This is a genomic window from Methylobacterium oryzihabitans (assembly GCF_004004555.2).
In the GTDB taxonomy this organism is placed as follows: domain Bacteria; phylum Pseudomonadota; class Alphaproteobacteria; order Rhizobiales; family Beijerinckiaceae; genus Methylobacterium; species Methylobacterium oryzihabitans.
This window is the reverse complement of the sequence record NZ_SACP01000029.1, coordinates 53,748-75,346: the sequence shown is the minus strand read 5'-3', so window position 1 is coordinate 75,346 and position 21,599 is coordinate 53,748. Positions and strand designations below refer to the sequence as shown.

Here is a 21,599-nt window from a genome sequence, read left to right as displayed (position 1 = left end):
GCGGCCGAGCCGCCGGCGCCGACCGCCGACCGCGCCCCGGCACCGGAGCGGGCGCCGGCACCGGAGCGTGCTCCGGCCTGGGAGCCCCGCGTGGTCGCGGCCGAGCCGCCGGCCCAGGCCGCCCCGAGCGAGGCCGAGGACGTCGCCGCCCTGATGGCCGAGAACATGATGCTGAAGGCCCGCCTGCGGCTGGAGAGCGAGCGCCAGGACGAGCTGCAGCGCCTCCTCGCCGTCGAATTGCGGACGCTGCGCGACCACGTCCAGGCCGAGGTCGACAGGACCGAGGACCTGCGCGCCGAGCGCGACCTGTGGATGGCCCGCGCCGAGGCCTTGGCCCAGCCGCTGTTCCAGCGGCGCTGAGGGCGGCTCCTGCGACGTCCGATCGATCGCCCGGCGATCCCTCCGGGATCGCTTCGCGATGCGGACATCGACATCGCTCACCCGGCCTCGTCGCGGATGAAGCGCAGGAAGCGCGGATCGTCGGCATAGGCGACGTTGACCCGCATCATCGGGGGGGCGTCCGGCGGCGGAGCCCCGCCCGGGGGCAGGAACACGCTGCCCGGCGCGATCAGGATGCCGCGCCCCGCGGCCCGGCGCGAGAAGGCGTCGAGGTCGGTCCCCGCCGGCAGCCCGCACCACAGGTAGTAGCCGCCGCGGGGCTCGCCGAAGACCGGCAGGCCGAGCGCGTCGAGGACGGCCCGCGCCCGCACCGTCGCGGCGTCGATGCGGGCGGCGAGGCGGCGCAGGTGGCGCCGGTAGCGGCCGCTCTCGATCAGGTCGTGGATCACCCGCTCGACGAAGCCCGAGCTGTTGACGCCCGTCACCATCTTGAGGTCGCGCAGGGACGCGACCAGGGACGGCGCGGCGGCGACGAAGCCCGAGCGCAGGCTCGCCGACAGGGTCTTGGCGAAGGTGCCCACGTAGATCACCCGGTCGAGCTGGTCGAGCGCCGCGAGGCGCGGCTGCTGGGCCGGCAGCACGTCGGCGAAGGGGTCGCTCTCGACGATGCGCAGGTCGTGCGCCGCCGCGGCCTGGAGCAGCCGGTGGGCCACCGGCAGCGTCAGCGAGCCGCCGGTCGGGTTGTGGGCGAGCGACTGGGTGAAGAACAGCCGCGCCCCGGTGGCGGCGGCCCTGGCGGCGAGGTCCGCCACGTCCGGCCCGTCCGGGTTGCGGCGCACCCCGACGATGCGGGCGCCGGCGAGGCGCAGCTTGCCGAACAGCGGGTAGTAGCCGGGGGAATCGACCAGCACCGCCTCGCCCGGGGCGACGCCGTGGCGGATGACGAGGTCGAGGGCGTGGTTGGCGCCGTGGGTCAGGAGCAGCCCGCCGGGGGCGACCTGGATCGCCCGCTCGGCGAGGCTCAGCGCGAGGCTGTGGCGCAGGGGCGGGAACCCCTCGGGATGGCCGTAGCTCTCGGTCTGGGCCCCGGCGCCGCGGCGGGCCGGACGCAGGTGGCGGCCGATCTCGAAGCCCTCCATCCAGGCCGGCGGCGGGCGCCCGTCGCCGACCCGCACGTCGTAGTGACGCTCGAGCTGCTCGCGCAGCAGCCACACGCTGTCGACCGCCTCCGGGCGCGCCGGGCCCGGGCTCGGCGGCGGTGCCGGGCGCCGGCCCGAGACGTAGAAGCCGGCCCCGGGCCGGCTCTCGACCCGGCCCGAGGCGACGAGGCGCTCATAGGCGCTGATGACGGTGTTCTTCGACACCGCGAAGCCCCGCGCCGCCTCGCGGATCGAGGGCAGCCGCTCGCCGGTGCGCAGGCCGCCGCGCTCGATCCGGGCGGCGAGCGCCGCCGCGACGCTCTCGGCCCGGCCGAGGGGGAGTCCCGCCGGAGGCTCGTCGATCGTACCCATGCAACCAAGGGTACGGGCATCGCCGGAAACCTGCAAACCGTTCCTTGTCCGCCGGGGACGCGGGGGTACGGTGCGGGCAACGGGCGGGCCTCGCACCACGCCCGGACGCGGGAGGAGAGACGACCGGGCGCCGGGGAGGCGGCCGTCCGCCCGCGCCCGGGGAGGGCCCGCCGCACGACGCGGGCGGAGCGAACCATGCAGCACCCACACCCGAACCGGACCTCGCGGATCGCCGGATTCCACACGATGACGCCGCGCGAGCGCCTCGACCGGGTCGCGGCCTTCGCCGACCTGGCGCCGGAGGCGGTCGACCGCCTGAGCGACTTCGGCAACCTCGCTCCCGACCTCGCCGACCGGCTGATCGAGAACGTCATCGGCACGATGACCATTCCGCTCGGCATCGCCACCAACATGCGGATCGACGGCGAGGACGTGCTGGTCCCGATGGCGACCGAGGAATCCTCGGTGGTCGCCGCGGTCTGCAACGCCGCGCGCCAGAACCGCGACCCCGGCTTCACCACCTCGGTCTCGGGCAACCTGATGATCGCCCAGGTCCAGGCGGTCGGGGTGAGCGACCCCCATGCCGCGCGCCTGCGCATCCTGGAGCGCTGCGCCGAGATCGCGGCCCTGTGCGACGGCTGCGACCCGGTGCTGGTGCGCCTCGGCGGCGGTTTTCGCGATCTCGAGGTGCGGGTGCTCGACACCAAGGGCGGCCCAATGGTGGTGACCCACCTCGTCGTCGACACCCGCGACGCGATGGGGGCGAACGCCGTCAACACGATGGCCGAGGCGGTGGCGCCGCACCTCGCGGCCTGGAGCGGCGGGCGGGTCTACCTGCGCATCCTGTCGAACCTCGCCGACCGCCGCCTCGCCCGGGCGCATGCGGTGTGGCGCACCGAGGCGATCGGCGGGCCGGAGGTCCGCGACGGCATCCTCGGCGCCTACCACCTCGCCGAGGCCGACCCCTACCGCGCCGCGACCCACAACAAGGGGATCATGAACGGCATCGACGCGGTGGTGCTGGCGACCGGCAACGACACGCGGGCGATCGAAGCCGGGGCCCACGCCTACGCGGCGCGCTCGGGCCGCTACACCAGCCTGACCCGCTACGAGGTGACCGCCGAGGGCGACCTCAGCGCCTCGATCGAGCTGCCGCTGGCGGTCGGGCTCGTCGGCGGCGCGACCAAGCTCCACCCGACCGCCCAGACCTGCCTGAAGATCCTCGGGGTCACGAGCGCCGAGCGCCTCGCCCGGATCATCGCGGCGGTCGGCCTCGCGCAGAACTTCTCCGCCCTCAAGGCGCTCGCCACCACCGGCATCCAGCGCGGCCACATGGCGCTGCACGCCCAGAACATCGCCATGATGGCGGGGGCCGTGGGCGACGAGATCGCCGCGGTGGCCGCGGTGCTGGTCGAGCGCCGGCAGGTGCGGATGGACGTCGCCGAGGAGGTGCTGGTGGCGATGCGCCGGGGGTGAGAGTCCAGGGTGTACGCTCCCCCGTCCTGGACGGCGCGGGGCTGTGCGGAGAAAATTCCTTTGATAATCAAGTGCATGCCCCCTCTCCCGAGTGGGCTGGCGCATTCACACATCTCCAGATGAGGCGCGAGTTCTCTCCTCGCCCCGCTTGCGGGGAGAGGCCTTCGCCCCCTTGCCGGGGCGAAGGAAGCCCACAGGGCGAGGGTGAGGGGGCAGTTCCGGAGGAGTCTCGGCCTGCATCGCCCCCTCACCTTCGGGTCGATCCCTTCGGGATCGATGCGCCGCCTCGCTGTGGACCCGACAAGGGGTCGTGGGATCGTGCCGATCCCCAAGCCCTCTCCCCGCGAGCGGGGCGAGGAGAATGCGCACAACCCGTTGTGTGAATTTGCAAACTTGGGCGGGAGAGGGGAGGCGCGCCTCTTCTTTTTCACGGACAACCCTGCAAACGACGGGAGCGCGAGCGGAGAAAGATCCGGGAAAAGGGGAGGGAGTCCCCAAAAAGCCAGCGCTCAACGCCCCACTACAACAACAGACAAGAACCAGGAGGAAACCATGCCCACCCCCATCCGTGCCGCCCTGCTCGCCGGCGCCGCCCTGTTCGTCTCCGGCGCCGCCTTCCTGGCCTCCGGCGCCGCCCGGGCCGAGATCCCCAACCGGACCGTGAAGATCGGCGTGCTCACCGACCTCAGCGGCTTCGCGTCGGATTCCTCCGGCGAGGGCTCGGTCGCCGCCGCGAAGCTCGCGATCGAGGACTTTGCCAAGCAGAATCCGGGGCTCAAGGTCGAGCTGGTCCAGTCCGACCACCAGAACAAGCCCGACATCGGCTCGGCCACCGCCCGGCGCTGGATCACCCAGGAGCGGGTCGACGCGATCGTCGACGTGCCGTTCTCCTCGGTGGCGCTGGCGGTGCAGGAGGTGGTGCGCGATTCGAAGGCCGCCTTCATCGCCTCGGGGCCCGGCACCTCCGAGCTGACCGGCGCGAAATGCTCGCCCAACACCGTGCACTGGACCTACGACACCTGGGCGCTCGCCCACGGCACCGCGCTGGCGCTGCTGCGCACCGGCAAGACGAAGTGGTTCTTCCTCACCGCCGACTACGCCTTCGGCCACGCCCTCGAATCCGACGCCGCCGCAGTGGTGAAGGCCGAGGGCGGCACGGTGGTCGGCAACGTCCGCCACCCGACCGCGGCGGCGGATTTTTCCTCGTTCCTGATCCAGGCCCAGGGCAGCCGGGCCCAGGTCGTCGCGCTCGCCAACGCCGTCGGCGACACCGTGAACTCGGTCAAGCAGGCGGCGGAGTTCGGCATCCGCGCCGGCGGCCAGGACCTCGCCGCCCTGCTGATGCAGCTCTCCGACGTCCACGCGATCGGCCTGCGCGACGCCCAGGGGCTCTACCTCACGGAAGGGTTCTACTGGGACGCCAACCCGGAGACCCGCGCCTTCGGCGAGCGCTTCGGCGCCCTGACCCGGGGCCGGCGCCCGACGGCGATCCAGGCCGGGGTCTATGCCGGCACCCTCGACTACCTGCGCGCGGTCGCCGAGGCCGACACCACCGACGGCAAGGCGGTGGTCGCCCGGATGAAGGCGCGGCCGACGAAGGACCCGCTGTTCGGCGAGGGCCAGGTGCGGGCCGACGGGCGCCACATCCACCCGATGTACCTGTTCCAGGTCAAGGAGCCGGCGCAGTCGAAGGGGGCGTGGGACTATTACCGCACGGTCCAGACCATCCCCGCCGCCGAGGCGTTCCGGCCCCTCGCCGACGGGCGCTGCCCGATGGTCCAGGCCGGGGCGACCCGGTGACCCTGCCGGCCCGTGTCCGGCTGGTCGAGGTCGGTCCCCGGGACGGGCTCCAGAACGAGCCCGTCATCGTCCCGACCGAGGTCAAGCTCGGCCTGATCGCGCGGCTGGTCGCGGCGGGCCTCGACGGCATCGAGGTCGGCAGCTTCGTGTCGCCGGCCTGGGTGCCGCAGATGGCCGACACGCCGGACCTGATGCGGCGGCTCGGCCCGGCGCCGGCCGGCGTGCGCTACGGCGTGCTGGTGCCGAACCGGCGCGGATTCGAGGCGGCGCAGGCGGCGGGCGCGCGGGAGGTGGCGGTGTTCGCCGCCGCCTCCGAGACCTTTTCCGAGCGCAACGTCAACGCCTCGATCGCCGCCAGCCTGGAGCGGTTCGCGCCGGTGGCCGAGGGTGCCGCCGCCGCCGGGATCCGGCTGCGCGGCTACGTCTCCTGCGTGCTCGGCTGCCCCTACGAGGGCGCGGTCGCACCGTCCGCGGTGGCCGACGTCGCGGGCCGGCTCGCGGCGCTCGGCTGCGCCGAGATCTCGCTCGGCGACACGATCGGCGCCGGCACGCCCGAGACCGCGCTGGCGATGGTGGCGGCGGTGGCGGAGCGGGTGGCGCCCGAGCGCCTCGCCCTGCACTGCCACGACACCGGCGGCCGGGCGCTCGACATCATCCGGGCCTGCCTCGACCGCGGCGTGTCGGTGGTCGACGCCTCGGTCGCCGGCCTCGGCGGCTGCCCCTACGCCCCGGGGGCGCCGGGCAACGTCGCCACCGAGGCGGTCGCCGCGATGCTGGAACGGATGGGCATCGCGACCGGGGTGGACCGGGAGCGGCTCGCCGAGGCCGGGCGGTTCATCGCCGGGGCGCTGGGTCGGCTTCCGGCGCCACCCGCGTGACCCGTCGCGCCGCGGTCTCGCGCAGGGTGCGGTCGGCGTAGGTGCCGCGCACCGCCTCGCGCCCGCCATGGGCGACGAGGTCGAGCACCAGGGCGCTGTGGATGAAGGCGAGGTGGCTGAACGCCTGCGGGAAGTTGCCGAGGAAGGTGTGGTCCTCCGCCACCTCCTCGGCGTAGAGGCCGACGTCGTTCTGGAGCGCGCGCAGGGCGGTGAAGCGGGTGCGCGCCTCCTCCTCGCGTCCGAGCCAGGCGAGGGCGTCGACGAGCCAGAAGGCGCAGATCAGGAACGTGCCCTCGTGGCCCGGCAGGCCGTCGTCGTTGCGGTAGCGGTAGACCAGGGGCCCGTGGCCGAGCCGCTCGATCACCACCTCGACCGTGCGGGCGAAGGCGGCCTCGTCGACCGGGAACCCGACCATCGGGGCGATCAGCAGGGCGGCGTCGGGGTCGTCGCCGCCGATGGATTGCGGGTAGTAGCCGTCCGGGTGGATCCCCTCGCCGTTGACCCGCGCGACGATGCGCTCGCGCTCGCGGCACCAGTCGGGCCGCTCGCCGAACAGGCGGATCGCCCGGTCGAGGGCGACCCAGTTCATGATCGCGGCGTGCAGGTAGTGCCGCTCGGGCTTCCTCGGCTCCCACAGCCCGGCATCCGTCTCGTGCCAGTGGGCGGCGGCGTAGTCGGCGAGGCGGATCGCCTGCTCCCGCATGGCCTCCGGGATCGTGCCGCCGAGGCTGCGATAGAGGTGCAGCAGGTCGAGCACCTGCCCGTAGGCGTCGCTCTGGTGCTGCTCGGCCGCCTCGTTGCCGTGGCGGACCGGGGCGCTGGCGCGCCAGCCCTCGAAATGCGCCACCTCGTGCTCGCGCAGGTCGCTCTCGCCCGCGATGGCGTAGAGCGGCTTCAGCCCGCCCTCGTCGCGCTCGGCCAGGGTGCCGACGAAGCGGACGAACGCCTCGGCCTCCGCCACCATGCCGAACTTCTTGAGCACGTAGAACGACAGGCAGGCGTCGCGGATCCAGCAGAACCGGTAGTCCCAGTTGCGCACCCCGCCGATCTCCTCGGGCAGGGAGGTGGTGGCGGCGGCGACGATCGCGCCGGAGGGCGCGTAGGTCAGCGCCTTGAGGGTCAGGGCGCTGCGCAGGAGCGCGTCGGCGTCGGGGCCGTCATAGGCCGCCGCCGCCGACCAGCCGGCCCAGGCCCGGCGCGTCGCCTCCATCAGGTCGCCGGGGGCGGGGCTGTCCGCCGCCCCGGCCCGGGTCGCGTGGAGCGCGAAGACCTGCTGGTCCTGCGCCGCCAGCGTGAACCGGGCGACGGCGCGGTTCTCGTCGAGGGCGAACGGCACCGAGGCGGCGAGGAACGGCAGCCCCTCCGCCGCCACGCCGCCCTCGACCGGGCTGAGGGCCCCGAACGCCGCGGCGAAGCCGGCGAGCGGGCGGTGGACCGCCCGCATCGCCACCGAGCCGGAGACGCCGGCGACGATCCGCACGAGGCTCGGCAGCGCCCGGCCCGCCTCGGGCGCCACCATGAAGTCGCGCAGCACCACGATGCCGTCCCGCGTCGTGAAGCTGGTCTCCAGGATGGTGGTGCCCGGCAGGTAGATCCGCGCGGTCTCGAACGGCGCCTCGGGCTGGATCGCGAAGAAGCCGCCGCGGGTCCGGTCGAGCAGGCGCGAGAACAACGGGTCGGCGTCGAAGCGCTCGAGGCAGGCCCAGTCGATCGACCCGTCGCGGGCGACGAGCGCGCAGCCGTGGCAGTTGCCGAGAAGAGCGTAGTCCTCGATCGGCCGGTAGGGCCGCGCGGCGGGGTCGGTCATGCGGGCGGGCTCGCAGGGGGGAGGGCGGGTCAGGCGGCGAGGCGGAAGCGGGGCTCGATCGGCCCGCGCACGCCGAGGTCGATGAGGAAGGTGCGGCCGTGCTCCGGGTCGGCCCGCTTCTCCGCCTCGTCCATGCCCTCGGAGGCCGACGTGACGAGGAGCCGCGTCAGGCCGGGCCCGGCGAAGGTCGGGCAGCTCGGCCGGGTCGCCGGCACGCGGATCGTGCGCAGGCGCTCGCCCTCGGGGCTGTAGGCGTCGAGGCAGGAGGCGCCCCAGCGGGCGCACCAGATCCGCCCCTCGGCATCGACCGCCGCCCCGTCGAGGCCGCCGGCGCCGCCGCGATGGTCGTAGAGCACGCCCGGCTCGCCGGCCGGCAGCCCGGTGGCGGGATCGACCGCGACCCGGTGCAGCAGGCCGACCGCGGTGTCGGCGAAGTAGGCGGTGGCGCCGTCGGGCGAGAAGCAGATCGCGTTCGGGATCGCGAGGCCGCCGTAGAGCCGCGTCACCCGCGTGCCGGCGACGTGGTGGATCGTCCCGAGGCCCGGCTCGGCGCCGCGGCCCATGGTGCTGATCCACAGGGCGCCGCAGGGATGGACCCGGCCGTCGTTGGAGCGGGTGCGGGCGTCGTCGGCTTCCAGGGGGCAGTGGCGGATGAGCCGGCCGCCGGCCCGCTCGCGCAGGTACAGCCCGTCCTCGGCGGCGAGCAGGTGGCGCGCCCCGTCGACCTCCGCGACCGCGCTCGCCATCACCGGCAGGTCGTGGACCGTGACCGCGTCCCCGGCGAGCGGCGCCTCGAACAGCCGCTTCTCCAGGATGTCGACCCACCAGGCGGTGTCGCGGTCGGGATCGTAGCTCGGCCCCTCGCCGAGATGGGCGCGCGGGGCGTTCAGGATCCGGATCGCGGGCTCGGTCATGGTCCCTCCGTGCGGGGCGAACACCGGCACGACGTGCCGGAACGCCGCCGGGTTCCGCAGGGAAGCGCGAAATTCAGTCGGGATTAAAAGGGCTTGTCGGGAAGTCTGCCGCGTGGCGGCACGGATCGCCCGGCGAAGCGCTGTCCTCGCCGGGCCCGGGCCGGTCTCAGGCCAAAGCCGCGCGCAGGATCTCGGCGTCGGCGGCGAGTTCGTCCGCCTCGGCCTTGCGGCTGCCATGGGGGCGCAGCGACACGCCGGAAAAGCGCGGCACGACGTGGACGTGGAGGTGGAACACGGTCTGGCCGGCCTCGGCCTCGTTGAACTGCGTCACCACCGCCCCGTCGGCCCCGAAGGCCGCGACCGCCGCCTTCGCCACCCGCTGCACCGTGGCGTAGAGCGGCCCGAGCACCGCCGGGTCGGCGTCGAGCAGGTTGCGGCTCGGGGTCTTGGGAATCACCAGGGCGTGGCCGCGGCCCTGGGGCATCACGTCCATGAAGGCGAGGGTGTGGGCGTCCTCGTAGACCTTGTAGGCCGGCAGCTCGCCGCGCAGGATCTTGCCGAAGACGTTGCCGGGATCGTAGGCGGTGGTCATGTCGTGGTCCTCAGAAAATCAGAGCCCGGCCGCCGAGCGGCGCTCGACGAGGCGCGCCAGATAGGCCGCGCCGTGCGGGATGATCGCGTCGTCGAAGTCGTAGGCGGCGTTGTGAAGGGCGGCCCCGGATTTCTGGCCGAGCCACGCATAGGCGCCGGGCACCCGCAGCAGCATGTCGGCGAAGTCCTCGCTGCCCATCTTCGGCTCCGGGTCGGCGCCGACGTGCTCGGGCCCGAACAGCTCGGCGGCGATCTCGGTCGCGGCGGCGGTCTGGGCCTCGCTGTTGCGCAGCACCGAGAAGACGTTGCGCACGTCGGCCGTGATCTCGGCCCCGAAGGCCGCCGCCACGCCGGCGCAGATCTCGCGGATCCGGGTCGCCACCAGGGCCCGCACGTCGTCGTCGAAGGTGCGGATCGTGCCGGCGAGGTGGGCCTCCTCCGGGATCACGTTGTAGGCCGCGCCGGCATGGACCTGGGTGATCGACAGCACCGCCGACTTGAGCGGGTCGGCGTTGCGGCTGACGATGGTCTGGAGCGCCTGGACCAGGGCGGCCTGGACCACGACGGGATCGATGCCGCGGTTGGGCTGCGCGCCGTGGGCGCCGCGGCCGACGATGCGGATGTCGAAGAAGTCCGCCGCCGCCATCGCCGGGCCGGGGCGCAGCGACAGCCGCCCGACCGGGCCGCCGGGATTGTTGTGCAGCCCGTAGACCTCGTCGCAGGGGAAGCGCTCGAACAGCCCGTCGGCGAGCATCGCCCGGGCGCCGCCCAGGCCCTCCTCGGCGGGCTGGAAGATCAGCACCGCGGTGCCGTCGAAGTCGCGGGTCTCGGCGAGGTACTTGGCGGCGCCGAGCAGCATCGTGGTGTGGCCGTCGTGGCCGCAGGCGTGCATCGTGCCCGGCACCGTCGAGCGGTGGGGCAGGTTGGTCGCCTCCTCGATCGGCAGGGCATCCATGTCGGCGCGCAGGCCGATCCGCCGCCCGCCGGTGCCGCGGCCCTTCACGATCCCGACCACGCCGGTGCCGCCGATGCCGCGGTGGACCTCGTCGACGCCCCAGGCCGCCAGCCGCTCGGCGACGATTCCGGAGGTGCGCACCTCCTGGAAGCCGATCTCCGGATGGGCGTGCAGGTCGCGCCGGATCGCGGTGAGTTCGTCGAGGTCGGCGGCGATGCGGTCGAGGGGGGACATGCGGGACCTCGCGGACGGCGCCCGGTCGGCCCGGGCCTTTCAGGGCGCGGCACCTTTCCCCGTCGCGGCCGGGGAGTCCAGAGGGGCCCGTGCAGCCTTGCCCCGAAGGGGGTCGGCGTTGCCCGGCCGGGCGGGCCGTGCCAGCCTTCCGGGAGAGGGGCGGGCCGGCTCGCGGCGATCGAGGCAGGACACCACCATGGCGCGACACCGCAGACTTCATCTCGGCGCCTTCATGCGCCCGGTCGGCATCCACACCGCGTGGTGGCGCTATCCCGGCGGCTCCCCGGACGCCAATTTCGACTTCGCCCATCTCGCGCGCTTCGCCCGCACCCTGGAGGCGGCGAAGTTCGACGCCTTCTTCATGGCCGACCACCTCGCGGTGCTGAACATGCCGGTCGAGGCGCTCAAGCGCTCGGCCACCGTGACCTCGTTCGACCCCGCCACGCTGCTGCCGGCGCTCGCCGTGGTGACCGAGCGGATCGGCCTGATCGCCACCGCCTCGACCACCTACGACCAGCCGTTCCACATCGCCCGCCGCTTCGCCTCCCTCGACCATCTCAGCGGCGGGCGCGCCGGCTGGAACGTCGTGACGACCTCGAACCCCGACGCGGCGCGGAATTTCGGCCTCGAACATCACCCCGAGCACGCCGACCGCTACGACCGCGCCCACGAATTCGTCTCGGTGGTGAAGGGGCTGTGGGATTCCTTCGCCGACGACGCCTTCCTGCGCGACGTCGAGAGCGGGATCTTCTTCGACCCGGAGAAGATGCACGTCCTCGACCACCAGGGCCCGCATCTCTCGGTGCGCGGCCCGCTCAACGTCGCGCGCCCGGTCCAGGGCTGGCCGGTGATCGTGCAGGCGGGCGCCTCGGAGGCCGGGCGTCAGCTCGCCGCCGAGACCGCCGAGGTGATCTTCGGGGCGGCCGGCAGCATCGAGGACGGGCGGCGTTTCGCCGACGACGTGCGCGGCCGGATGGCGCGGGTCAACCGCGACCCCGACCACCTCAAGATCCTGCCGGCCTGCTTCGTGGTCGTCGGCGACACCGAAGCGGAGGCGCGCGACAAGCGCGCGCTCCTCGACGGCCTCGTGCACGAGGCGAGCGCCATCGCGGCCCTGTCGATCGCGCTCGGGGTCGACGCCTCGGCCTTCGATCCGGACGGGCCGCTGCCGGAGATCCCCGAGACCAACCAGTCGAAGACCGGGCGCGAGCGGGCGATCGCGCTGGCGCGCGGCGAGGGATTGAACGTCCGCCAACTGGCGCAGCGGCTCGGCGGCTATGCCGGCCTCGCCATGGTCGGCACGCCGCGCACCATCGCCGACCAGATGCAGGCCTGGCTGGAGGCCGGGGCCTGCGACGGCTTCAACGTGATGGTCTCGGACGTGCCGCAGGGCCTCGACGACTTTGCGCTCAAGGTGGTGCCGGAGCTGCAGCGCCGCGGCCTGTTCCGCACCGAGTACGAGGGCACCACCCTGCGCGAGCATCTCGGCCTGCCGCGGCCGGAGAACCGGTTCTTCGCCGGGGCGCGCTGAACGCGGCCGGCCGTCCCTGCCGCGATTCCGGAGGGATCGCCGAGCGTTCGATCGGATTTCGTCCGACGGGGCGGGCGGCCACCCCTGCTTAAGTCCTGTTTACGCCTCATCGCCCTGCCGAAGCGTTGAACGCCCGGACGAATGGTGCTTAGCAGGCGCCCGGAGCCCGGGCGGCCGCGGGGGAGCCGTGGTTCGGCACGGCGCGCCGCCCGCCCGCGCCCACCGCCGTCGCTCGGGCGGCGGCCCGGTGCGGCTCATCGAGTTTGGAAGGAAGCGGGATCATGAAGACGCGCGCGGCGGTGGCCTGGGAGGCGAAGAAGCCGCTGACCATCGAGACCATCGACATCGAGGGCCCGAAGGCCGGCGAGGTGCTGGTCGAGGTGATGGCCACCGGCATCTGCCACACCGACGCCTACACGCTGTCGGGCCTCGATTCCGAGGGCAAGTTCCCGGCGATCCTCGGCCACGAGGGCGCCGGCATCGTGCGCGAGGTCGGCGCCGGCGTGACGACGCTGAAACCCGGCGACCACGTCATCCCGCTCTACACGCCCGAGTGCCGCAACTGTAAGTCGTGCCTGTCGCGGCGCACGAACCTCTGCACCGCGATCCGCGCCACGCAGGGCCAGGGCGTGATGCCCGACGGCACCAGCCGGTTCTCCTGCGTCGCGACCGGGGCGAGCCCGGGCCCGAACACCGTGTTCCACTACATGGGCTGCTCGACCTTCTCGAACTTCACGGTGCTGCCCGAGATCGCGCTGGCGAAGGTGCGCGAGGACGCCCCCTTCGACAAGATCTGCTACATCGGCTGCGGCGTGACCACCGGCATCGGCGCGGTGATCTACACCGCCAAGGTGTGGCCGGGCGCCAACGTGGTGGTGTTCGGCCTCGGCGGCATCGGGCTCAACGTGATCCAGGGCGCCCGGATGGTCGGCGCCGACCGGATCGTCGGCGTCGACATCAACCCCGACAAGCGGGCGATGGCCGAGAAGTTCGGCATGACCGACTTCATCAACCCGAACGAGGTCGGCACCGACAAGGTCGTGCAGGCGATCCTCGACGTGACCGGCGGCGGCGCCGACTTCTCGTTCGACGCCACCGGCAACGTCAACGTGATGCGCCAGGCGCTCGAATGCTGCCACCGCGGCTGGGGCGAGTCGATCGTCATCGGCGTGGCCGAGGCCGGCCGCGAGATTGCGACCCGGCCGTTCCAGCTCGTCACCGGGCGCGTGTGGAAGGGCTCGGCCTTCGGCGGCGCCCGCGGCCGCACCGACGTGCCGAAGATCGTCGACTGGTACATGGAGGGGAAGATCAACATCGACGATCTCATCACCCACACCATGCCGCTCGACGAGATCAACCACGGCTTCGACCTCATGCACGAGGGCAAGTCGATCCGGTCCGTCGTCGTCTACTGAGCCGGGTGCGGGTGCGGCCGGCCCGGAGCCGGCCGCCGGAACAAGGAGAAGCCAGGGTGGAAACCGTCAGCAAGGCGCTGTCCCACGGGGGCGTGCAGGGCGTCTACCGGCACGAATCCGCGGCGACCCGCTGCCCCATGACCTTCGCGGTCTACCTGCCGCCGCAGGCGGCGGACGGGCCGGTGCCGGTGCTGTGGTACCTGTCGGGCCTGACCTGCACCCACGCCAACGTCATGGACAAGGGCGAGTACCGCCGCGCCGCGGCCCGGCACGGGGTCGCCTTCGTGGCGCCCGACACCAGCCCGCGCGGGCCGGGCGTGCCGGACGACCCCGACGACTGGAAGTTCGGCTGCGGCGCCGGCTTCTACCTCGACGCGACGGAGGCGCCCTACGCGGAGCACTACCGCATGCGGAGCTACGTCGCCGACGAGCTGCCGGCCCTCGTCGGGGCGAACTTCCCGGTCGACCTGTCGCGCCAGGGCATCCTCGGGCATTCCATGGGCGGCCACGGGGCGCTCACGCTGGCGCTGACCTACCCCGAACGCTACCGCTCGTGCAGCGCCTTCGCGCCGATCGTGCAGCCCTCGACCGCGGGCTGGTCGGCCCCGGCCTTCGAGCGCTATCTCGGCGCCGACCGCGCGGCGTGGCGGGCCCACGACGCCACCGCCCTGATCGAGGACGGGCACCGCTTCCCCGAGTTCCTCGTCGACCAGGGGACGGCGGATTCGTTCCTCGACGACGGCCTGCGGCCCCACCTGCTGAAGGAGGCCTGCGCCAGGGCCGGGATCGGGCTGACCCTCAACCTGCGCGAGGGCTACGACCACTCGTACTTCTTCATCTCGACCTTCATGGACGACCACGTCGCCTGGGCGGCCGAGCGGCTGCGCGGCTGAAGGCCGGCCCGGCGCGGATCGTCCCGCCCGCGGATCCCGGGGGCGAGCCGCGGGCGTGGCCCGCCGGCGACGAGTCCGGTGCCGCCCGCCCGCGGCCCGAAACAGGCCGGGCGACAGAGACCGGCACGACAGGCCAAGCATCGCCCGGCGCGATCGGGTGGCGGTGCAGTCGAGATGGCCAGGGATCGTCTGCCTGCTCCGATTCCTGCAGTCTCATCCGTTCGGTTGATGCCGGTCGATCTGTGACCTGACACGACTCCGCCACCACGCCCGCGATCACGACCCGAATCGACGGGGCCGGGCCCGGGATCCGCGGCAGGAGTGTGCGCGATGGCGACGACGTCCTATTATTTCGGCTACCTCAACAGGAACGAGCCCCTCAACACGTACACGTACTTGAGCCAGTACGCGGATACCATCACGGCTCTCAACAACGGGGGGTTCTTCACGGCCTACGAAGGCTATTACGACGGGGGATACAATTACATCCTCGCGCGCGGCCTGGATGCCACGGGCGCGCCCGCGCCGAAGGGCGAGTTCGCCGCGACGAATTACGGCCCGGGCATCAACGTTCGGAGTGCCGAAGCCGCGACGCTGAAGAACGGCAACGTCGTGATGACCTATACGACCCAATCCAGCACCTCGACTCCGATCACCTTCCGGATCTTCTCGCCGGACGGAACCCTGCTCACCGAAGGCAGCACGGCCTCGGGCAGCAACTACAGCCCCGACGTGACCGCGCTCGGCGATGGCGGCTTCGTCATCAGCTACGATCATCTCTTCGGGAGCACGGACCTCGACACCCAGGCGGTCGTCTTCAACGCCGACGGCACGGTCAGGACCAGCCTGGCGGTCAATGTCGGGACTTACTATACTGGTCAATCGGCCGTCGCCGGCCTGACGAACGGCAACTTCATGGTGAGTTACGCCCGGGAACGGCAGGACGGCTCGGGGGCGACCGATCTCGCCTTCAAGATCTTCAACGCCAATGGCGGAGTTGTCCGCGCCGAAACCCTCGCGGATACCTACGGAACCATGAAGGTGCCGGGCGAGGCGATCGGGCTGAAGGACGGCGGCTTCGCCATCGTCTACTTCGACGACGGCTGGACCGGCCGGCCGGCGGAGGTCACCCTCGGGATCTGGAACGCCGACGGCAGCCTGCGCACCATCCAGCGGGCCAGCGAGCCGCTGACGCGGGGCGGCCAGCGGAACGACCCGACCATCGCCCAGCTCGACAACGGCTTCCTCGCCGTCGGGTGGAGCAACGTCACGGACGTCACCACGGAATACGCGATCTGGACACCCGACGGCACGGCCGTCACCTCGGGGCTCTGGCGCGGCACGTCGCAGAACCTGAACTTCGCGGCCGCGGCCAACGGCGTCCTGTCGGGCATCGTCACCGACACGATCGGCGACGGCAGCGGCTACGGCATCGCCTCCAACACCCTCGCGTTCACCCGCGACACCCGCGGCGACGCCTCCTCCGAGGCGATCACCGGCGACAGCCTGCGCGACTTCATGATGGGCGGCGGCGGCAACGACACCCTCCTCGGTTACGGCGCCGACGACACCCTCGACGGCGGCATCGGCAACGACAGCGTCGACGGCGGCATCGGCAACGACCTCGTGTCCGGCGGCGCCGGTGCCGATATCCTGATCGGTGGCACCGGCAACGACACGCTCGACGGCGGCTCCGAGAACGACCGCCTCGACGGCGGCAGCGGCGACGACCTCCTGACCGGCGGGCTCGGCGCCGACGCCCTGCTCGGCCGGGACGGCTTCGACACCGCCAGCTACGCCGGCGCGGTCGCCTCGCTGACGGCCGACCTGCTGACGCCGGCCAACAATACGGGGGAGGCGGCTGGCGACAGCTATGCGGGGATCGAGGGCCTGCTCGGGTCGCGCTACAGCGACCGTCTCACCGGCAACGCCACAGCCAACCGGCTGGAGGGCGGCGCCGGCAACGACACCCTCGACGGCGGGGCGGGCAACGACACGCTGGTCGGCGGCGACGGGGCGGACTGGCTCTACGCCAGCGCCGGCTACGACCTGCTGACCGGCGGGGCCGGCGGCGACCGGTTCGCGTTCACGAGCGTGTCGCCGCAATACGACACGATCGGCGACTTCGTGCATGCCCAGGGCGACCGGATCGTGCTGACCTCCTCGGCCTTCGGCGGCCTGACCGGTCTCGTGGCCGGCAAGAGTTTCGTCGCCAGCGGGTCGCCGGCGGCGGCGCAGGCGGGGCCGACGATGCTGTACAACACCGGCAACGGCGTCCTGTCCTACGATGCCGACGGCACCGGGGCGGGGGCGGCGACCCAGATCGCGACGCTCTCCGGCGCGCCGACCCTGGTCTTCTGGGACTTCGTCTTCGTGTAGAACGCCCGGGGGCGAACGGCACGGGCGGCCGCGGGGCGGCGATCGTCCGACCGTCGGCGCGTGAAGCCTTTGCCCACCGGCGGCCCGGTGGGCAAAGGCCGGCGGCGTCTGTAGACCTCCCGCACCGCGTGAGACCAGGACACGACCCCGATGCCCGCTTCCCTCGCCCTCGTCGGCAACCTCGACGCCCAGGAGGAGGCCGATTACCTCGCGGCCCTCGCCGCCGCGATGCCCGGGGAGACCGTCCGGCCGTTCCGCGACCTGTCGGAGGCGGAGCGCGCGACGGTCGAGGTCGCGATCGTCGCCAATCCGGATCCCGCCGAGGTGGCGCGGCTGCCGCGCCTCGCCTGGATCCACAGCCTGTGGGCGGGGGTCGAGCGCCTCGTGCGCGACCTCGGCTCCGACGCGCCGCCGATCGTGCGGCTGGTCGATCCCGAACTCGCCCGCACCATGGCGGAGGCGGTGCTGGCCTGGACCTACTATCTCCAGCGCGACATGCCGGCCTACCGGCGCCAGCAGGAGGCCGGGCTCTGGCGGCAGCGGCCCTACCGGGCGCCGGCCGAGACGCAGGTCGGCCTGCTCGGCCTCGGGGCCCTCGGCACCGCCGCGGCGGGACGGCTGGTCGGGGCGGGCTTCCCCGTCGCGGCCTGGACCCGCTCGCCGCCGGCCGGCGGAGGACCGCCCGGGGTCGCGGTCGCCACCGGCCCGGACGGCCTGACCCGCCTGCTCGGCGGGAGCGACGTCGTCGTCTGCCTGCTGCCGCTCACCGCCGAGACCCGCGGGCTGCTCGATGCCGGCCGGTTCGCCGCGATGAAGCGGGGCGCCGCGCTCCTCAACGTCGCCCGCGGCGCGATCGTCGACACCGGCGCGCTGCTCGCCGCCCTCGATGCCGGCCATCTCGACCACGCGGTGCTCGACGTGTTCGAGACCGAGCCGCTGCCCGCCACCTCGCCGCTGTGGCGGCATCCCGGCGTGACGGTGCTGCCCCACATCACCGGGCCGACCAACCCCGGCAGCGCCGCGGCGGTCGTGGCGGGCAACCTGCGCCGCTACCGCGAGACCGGCCGGATCCCGGCGGCGGTCGACCGGGGGCGGGGCTACTGAGCCCAGCCGGCGCATTCGTGCGCCCGCGGCACGAGCCTCGTGCCGCGGCGGGCGCTACCGGCCCCGCGCGACGGTCTCCATCTGCCCGGCTTCGGTGCCGCACGCATCACGGGAGACCATCATGGATCTGCAACTCGACGGACGGACCGCCCTCGTCACCGGCGCGACGGCGGGAATCGGCCTTTCCATCGCGGCGCGGCTCGCCGCGGAGGGAGCCGAGGTGGTGGTCCCGGGCCGCCAGCAGGCGAAGCTCGACGCCGCCGCGGCCGCGATCGGCGCCTCCGGGCGGGTCCGGACCGTCCTGGCCGACCCCGCCACCGCCGAGGGGGCGGCGGTGCTGGCGGGCGCGGTGCCCGACGTCGACATCCTGGTCAACAACCTCGGGATCTACGAGGCCAGGGACTTCACCGCGATCGCGGATGCCGACTGGCACCGCCTGTTCGAGGTCAACGTGGTGTCCGGCGCCCGGCTGGCCCAGGCCTACTTCCCGCGGGTGCGCGAGCGCGGCTGGGGCCGCATCGTGTTCGTGTCGAGCGAGTCGGGCCTCGTGCCGCCGCCCGACATGATCCACTACGCCGTCACCAAGTCGGCCCAGCTCACGATCGCCCGCGGACTGGCCCAGCTCACCCGCGGCACCGGCGTCACGGTGAACTCGGTGCTGCCGGGCCCGACCCGCTCGGAGGGGATCGGCGACTTCCTGAAGAGCGTCGCGTCGGATCCCGGCCTGTCGCCGGAGGCGATGGAGGAGGAGTTCTTCCGCCTGCACCGGCCGCTGTCGCTGATCCGGCGGATGATCGAGCCCGACGAGATCGCCGCGATGGTCGCCTACCTCGCCAGCCCGCTGGCCGCGGCGACCAACGGCGCCGCCCTGCGGGTCGAGGGCGGCATCGTGCCGACCATCGCCTGACGGACCCCTCCTGCGGAAACGATGCGTTTCGATCGTTTCCGTTCACAATCCGGCCGCGCTGGTCCAGGGTGGCGCGGTCGATTCCCGCAGGAGACACAACCATGAGTTGGCACAGCGCCGACGACCCGATCCCGGGCGACCATTTCAGCTGCGACGCGATCGAGACCCTGATCGTGCCGCGCTCGCGCGACCTCGGCTCGTTCGCGGTGCGCCGGGCGCTGCCCTCGGCCGAGCGCCGGATGGTCGGCCCCTTCATCTTCTTCGACCAAATGGGCCCGTCGGAATTCCTGCTCGGGCAGGGCATGGACGTGCGCCCGCACCCGCATATCGGCCTGTCGACCGTCACCTACCTGTTCGACGGCGAGATCATGCACCGCGACAGCCTCGGCACCGAGCTCCCAATCCGGCCGGGCGAGCTGAACTGGATGACGGCGGGGCGGGGCATCACCCATTCCGAGCGCACCGGCGCCGGCCTGCGGCAGACCGGCTCGCGGCTGTTCGGCCTCCAGAGCTGGGTCGCCCTCAACGCCCGGGACGAGGAGACCGCGCCGGCCTTCGAGCATTACGACGCCGCCGCGCTGCCGGTCGTCGCCGGCGAGGGCAAGACCGTGCGGCTGATCGCCGGCACGGCGTTCGGCGCCCGCTCGCCGGTGCGCACGTCGAGCCCGATGGTCTATGCCGACGTGGCGCTGGAGGCAGGCGCGGTGCTGCCCCTCGACCCCGACTACGACGAGCGGGCGATCTACACGGTGTCGGGCGCGATCGAGATCGCCGGCGACGGCTTCGGCCCGGGCCAGCTCCTCGTCTTCCGGCCCGGCGACCGCATCAGCGTGCGGGCGACCGAAACCTCCCGCTTCATGGTGCTCGGCGGCGAGCCGATGGACGGGCCGCGCCACCTGTGGTGGAATTTCGTCTCGTCGCGGCCCGAGCGCATCGCCCAGGCCAAGGAGGATTGGCGCCAGGGCCGGTTCGACACGGTGCCCAACGACGCCGAGTTCATCCCGCTGCCCGAGGATCCGCCGCCGGTCCGCTATCCCTGAGGGCGGCGCGGCGCCGGTCCGGCGCCGCGCTCCTCAAAACCCTTCACAGGTGGAGTCACCTTACCATGGCCGACGCATCCGGCGCCGCGGGCGAACTCGTCCAGGTCGTATCCCTGCTGGCGGCGGGCGTCGTCGCCGTCCCGCTGTTCAAGCGGCTCGGGCTCGGCTCGGTCCTCGGCTACCTGCTCGCCGGGCTGGCGATCGGCCCGTTCGGCCTCGGCCTGTTCACCGACGCCCACGCCATCCTGCACGTCGCCGAGCTCGGCGTGGTGATGTTCCTGTTCATCATCGGGCTGGAGATGGAGCCGTCGCGGCTGTGGGGCATGCGCCGGGCGATCTTCGGCCTCGGGCTCGCTCAGGTCGGCGCCTGCATCGCCGCCCTGACGCTGGTCGGGATCGGCCTCGGCTTCTCGCCGGCGGTCGCCTTCGTGGCCGGCACCGGCTTCGTGCTGACCTCGACCGCGATCGTGATGCAGCTCCTGGAGGAGCGCGGCGCGCTCTCGACCCCGAAGGGCCAGCGCATCGTCGCGATCCTGCTGCTGGAGGATCTGGCGATCGTGCCGCTGCTCGCGGTGGTGGCGCTGCTGGCGCCCGGCGGGGCCGGAACGACCGGGACCGAGCGCGCCGTGGCGGTCCTCATCGCGCTGGCTTCGGTCGGCGCCCTCGTGGCGGCCGGGCGCTGGCTGCTCAACCCGCTGTTTCGCCTCCTCGCCGCCGCGAAGGCCCGGGAGGTGATGACCGCGGCGGCGCTGCTCGTCGTGCTCGGCGCCGCGCTGGCGATGCAGCTCGGCGGCCTGTCGATGGCGATGGGCGCGTTCCTGGCCGGCGTCCTGCTGTCCGAATCGAGCTTCCGCCACCAGCTCGAAGCCGACGTCGAGCCGTTCCGCGGCATCCTGCTCGGGCTGTTCTTCCTCGGAGTCGGGATGTCGCTCGACCTCGCGGTGATCGCGGCGAATGCCGGCCTGATCCTCGCCAGCGTCGCCGCCTACATGGCGGTGAAGAGCCTCGTGATCTACGCGGTCGCCCGGGCCCTGCGCGCCGCGCACGCCGAGGCGCAAGAGCGCGCGGCCCTGATGGCGCAGGGCGGCGAGTTCGCCTTCGTGCTCTACGCCGCGGCGGCCGGCGCCGGGATCCTCGACGCCACGACCAACGCGGTCCTGACCGCGACCGTGATCCTGTCGATGGCGGTGACGCCGCTCATGGTGATCGCCTTCGACCGCCTCGGGCCGAAAGCCGCCCCGTCGACCGACGGCGTCGAGGCGCCGGAGAACCTCGCCGGCAGCGCGCTGATCGTCGGCTTCGGTCGCTTCGGGCAGATCGCGACCCAGCCGCTGCTGTCGCGGGGCTGCTCGGTCTCGATCATCGACACCAACGCCGAGAACATCCGCCTCGCCGAGTCGTTCGGCTTCAAGGTCTATTACGGCGACGGCACGCGGCTCGACATCCTGCGGGCGGCCGGGGCCGGGACGGCGCGGGCGATCCTGGTCTGCGTCGACGACGGCGCGACCGCCACGCGGATCGCCGAGATCGCCCGGTCGGAATTCCCGCTGGTGCCGGTCCTGGCCCGCGCCCGCGACCGCGAGCACGCCATCGCGCTGATCGAGGCGGGGGTCGCCTACCAGATCCGCGAGACGGTCGAGTCGGCCCTGGCGCTCGGCGAGCGGGCGCTGGTGACGATCGGCGACGACCCGGACGCGGCCGGGGAGGTGATGGAGGAGGTCCGCCGCCGCGACGCCGAGCGCCTCGCCCTCGAGACGGTCGGCGGGATCTATGCCGGCCGCGAGCTGATCCGCGGCAACGCGCAGGCGCACCGGGCCGGCTGAGG

The 21,599-nt window shown here is 73.1% G+C and carries 17 protein-coding genes; 12 read left to right on the top strand and 5 right to left on the bottom strand.

Annotation, left to right across the window (positions count from 1 at the left end; genetic code table 11):
* Positions 1-360, top strand: a 360-nt coding sequence (locus EOE48_RS22890; RefSeq protein WP_127733201.1) for a hypothetical protein, incomplete at its 5' end; no start/stop codon positions are given.
* A 77-nt stretch (positions 361-437) separates the two neighbouring features.
* Here the strand turns inward: EOE48_RS22890 and EOE48_RS22885 are convergent.
* Positions 438-1,850, bottom strand: a complete 1,413-nt coding sequence (locus tag EOE48_RS22885) for an aminotransferase-like domain-containing protein (protein ID WP_127733200.1) — start codon at positions 1,848-1,850, stop codon at positions 438-440.
* Between the two features lie 195 nt (positions 1,851-2,045).
* Between EOE48_RS22885 and EOE48_RS22880 the strand changes: the two genes are divergently transcribed.
* The 3 genes from EOE48_RS22880 (at position 2,046) to EOE48_RS22870 (ending at position 6,004) form a co-directional block, all read left to right on the top strand.
* On the top strand, positions 2,046-3,326 hold the full coding sequence (locus EOE48_RS22880; RefSeq protein ID WP_127733199.1) for a hydroxymethylglutaryl-CoA reductase, degradative: 1,281 nt from the start codon (positions 2,046-2,048) through the stop codon (positions 3,324-3,326).
* A 552-nt stretch (positions 3,327-3,878) separates the two neighbouring features.
* On the top strand, positions 3,879-5,126 hold the full coding sequence (locus EOE48_RS22875) for an ABC transporter substrate-binding protein (protein WP_127733198.1): 1,248 nt from the start codon (positions 3,879-3,881) through the stop codon (positions 5,124-5,126).
* Positions 5,123-6,004, top strand: coding sequence for a hydroxymethylglutaryl-CoA lyase (locus tag EOE48_RS22870; protein WP_127733197.1), 882 nt, complete (start codon positions 5,123-5,125; stop codon positions 6,002-6,004). The genes EOE48_RS22875 and EOE48_RS22870 overlap by 4 nt, the downstream gene beginning before the upstream one ends.
* Here EOE48_RS22870 and EOE48_RS22865 read toward each other — a convergent pair.
* The 4 genes from EOE48_RS22865 to EOE48_RS22850 form a co-directional block, all read right to left on the bottom strand.
* Positions 5,961-7,811 carry a glycoside hydrolase family 15 protein gene (locus EOE48_RS22865; RefSeq protein ID WP_127733196.1) on the bottom strand — a complete coding sequence of 617 codons (1,851 nt, stop codon included), beginning with the start codon at positions 7,809-7,811 and terminating at the stop codon, positions 5,961-5,963. The genes EOE48_RS22870 and EOE48_RS22865 overlap by 44 nt on opposite strands.
* Before the next feature lie 29 nt (positions 7,812-7,840).
* Positions 7,841-8,725, bottom strand: coding sequence for an SMP-30/gluconolactonase/LRE family protein (locus EOE48_RS22860; RefSeq protein WP_127733195.1), 885 nt, complete (start codon positions 8,723-8,725; stop codon positions 7,841-7,843).
* Positions 8,726-8,891: 166 nt separating this feature from the next.
* Entirely contained in the window at positions 8,892-9,317 is a 426-nt protein-coding gene (locus EOE48_RS22855) for an HIT family protein (protein WP_127733194.1), read from the bottom strand.
* An 18-nt stretch (positions 9,318-9,335) separates the two neighbouring features.
* Complete coding sequence (locus EOE48_RS22850; protein ID WP_127733193.1) at positions 9,336-10,505, bottom strand: M20 aminoacylase family protein; 1,170 nt, start codon at positions 10,503-10,505, stop codon at positions 9,336-9,338.
* A gap of 196 nt (positions 10,506-10,701) precedes the next feature.
* Between EOE48_RS22850 and EOE48_RS22845 the strand changes: the two genes are divergently transcribed.
* The 8 genes from EOE48_RS22845 (at position 10,702) to EOE48_RS22810 (ending at position 21,597) form a co-directional block, all read left to right on the top strand.
* Positions 10,702-12,036, top strand: a complete 1,335-nt coding sequence (locus tag EOE48_RS22845; protein WP_127733192.1) for an LLM class flavin-dependent oxidoreductase — start codon at positions 10,702-10,704, stop codon at positions 12,034-12,036.
* Positions 12,037-12,317: 281 nt separating this feature from the next.
* Complete coding sequence (locus tag EOE48_RS22840) at positions 12,318-13,451, top strand: S-(hydroxymethyl)glutathione dehydrogenase/class III alcohol dehydrogenase (RefSeq protein WP_127733191.1); 1,134 nt, start codon at positions 12,318-12,320, stop codon at positions 13,449-13,451.
* 56 nt (positions 13,452-13,507) lie between these two features.
* Positions 13,508-14,344, top strand: coding sequence for an S-formylglutathione hydrolase (fghA, locus tag EOE48_RS22835; RefSeq protein WP_127733190.1), 837 nt, complete (start codon positions 13,508-13,510; stop codon positions 14,342-14,344).
* A gap of 330 nt (positions 14,345-14,674) precedes the next feature.
* Complete coding sequence (locus tag EOE48_RS29635) at positions 14,675-16,723, top strand: calcium-binding protein (RefSeq protein WP_127733189.1); 2,049 nt, start codon at positions 14,675-14,677, stop codon at positions 16,721-16,723.
* 150 nt (positions 16,724-16,873) lie between these two features.
* The gene (locus tag EOE48_RS22825) at positions 16,874-17,827 is read left to right on the top strand and encodes a 2-hydroxyacid dehydrogenase (protein ID WP_127733188.1); all 954 of its coding nucleotides are present in this window, start codon (positions 16,874-16,876) and stop codon (positions 17,825-17,827) included.
* A 121-nt stretch (positions 17,828-17,948) separates the two neighbouring features.
* On the top strand, positions 17,949-18,734 hold the full coding sequence (locus EOE48_RS22820; protein WP_127733187.1) for an SDR family NAD(P)-dependent oxidoreductase: 786 nt from the start codon (positions 17,949-17,951) through the stop codon (positions 18,732-18,734).
* A gap of 101 nt (positions 18,735-18,835) precedes the next feature.
* Positions 18,836-19,774, top strand: coding sequence for a pirin family protein (locus EOE48_RS22815; protein ID WP_127733186.1), 939 nt, complete (start codon positions 18,836-18,838; stop codon positions 19,772-19,774).
* 65 nt (positions 19,775-19,839) lie between these two features.
* Positions 19,840-21,597, top strand: coding sequence for a monovalent cation:proton antiporter-2 (CPA2) family protein (locus EOE48_RS22810; protein WP_127733185.1), 1,758 nt, complete (start codon positions 19,840-19,842; stop codon positions 21,595-21,597).
* The last annotated feature ends 2 nt before the right edge of the window (positions 21,598-21,599 follow it).

Coding starts and splice junctions, on each gene's coding strand:
- EOE48_RS22815 (WP_127733186.1), top strand. CDS start 18,836: ATGAGTTGGCACAGCGCCGACGACCCGATCCCGGGCGACCATTTCAGC.
- EOE48_RS22810 (WP_127733185.1), top strand. CDS start 19,840: ATGGCCGACGCATCCGGCGCCGCGGGCGAACTCGTCCAGGTCGTATCC.
- EOE48_RS22825 (WP_127733188.1), top strand. CDS start 16,874: ATGCCCGCTTCCCTCGCCCTCGTCGGCAACCTCGACGCCCAGGAGGAG.
- EOE48_RS22820 (WP_127733187.1), top strand. CDS start 17,949: ATGGATCTGCAACTCGACGGACGGACCGCCCTCGTCACCGGCGCGACG.
- EOE48_RS22875 (WP_127733198.1), top strand. CDS start 3,879: ATGCCCACCCCCATCCGTGCCGCCCTGCTCGCCGGCGCCGCCCTGTTC.
- EOE48_RS22885 (WP_127733200.1), bottom strand. CDS start 1,850: ATGGGTACGATCGACGAGCCTCCGGCGGGACTCCCCCTCGGCCGGGCC.
- EOE48_RS22865 (WP_127733196.1), bottom strand. CDS start 7,811: ATGACCGACCCCGCCGCGCGGCCCTACCGGCCGATCGAGGACTACGCT.
- EOE48_RS22855 (WP_127733194.1), bottom strand. CDS start 9,317: ATGACCACCGCCTACGATCCCGGCAACGTCTTCGGCAAGATCCTGCGC.
- EOE48_RS22860 (WP_127733195.1), bottom strand. CDS start 8,725: ATGACCGAGCCCGCGATCCGGATCCTGAACGCCCCGCGCGCCCATCTC.
- EOE48_RS22880 (WP_127733199.1), top strand. CDS start 2,046: ATGCAGCACCCACACCCGAACCGGACCTCGCGGATCGCCGGATTCCAC.
- EOE48_RS29635 (WP_127733189.1), top strand. CDS start 14,675: ATGGCGACGACGTCCTATTATTTCGGCTACCTCAACAGGAACGAGCCC.
- EOE48_RS22840 (WP_127733191.1), top strand. CDS start 12,318: ATGAAGACGCGCGCGGCGGTGGCCTGGGAGGCGAAGAAGCCGCTGACC.
- EOE48_RS22850 (WP_127733193.1), bottom strand. CDS start 10,505: ATGTCCCCCCTCGACCGCATCGCCGCCGACCTCGACGAACTCACCGCG.
- EOE48_RS22845 (WP_127733192.1), top strand. CDS start 10,702: ATGGCGCGACACCGCAGACTTCATCTCGGCGCCTTCATGCGCCCGGTC.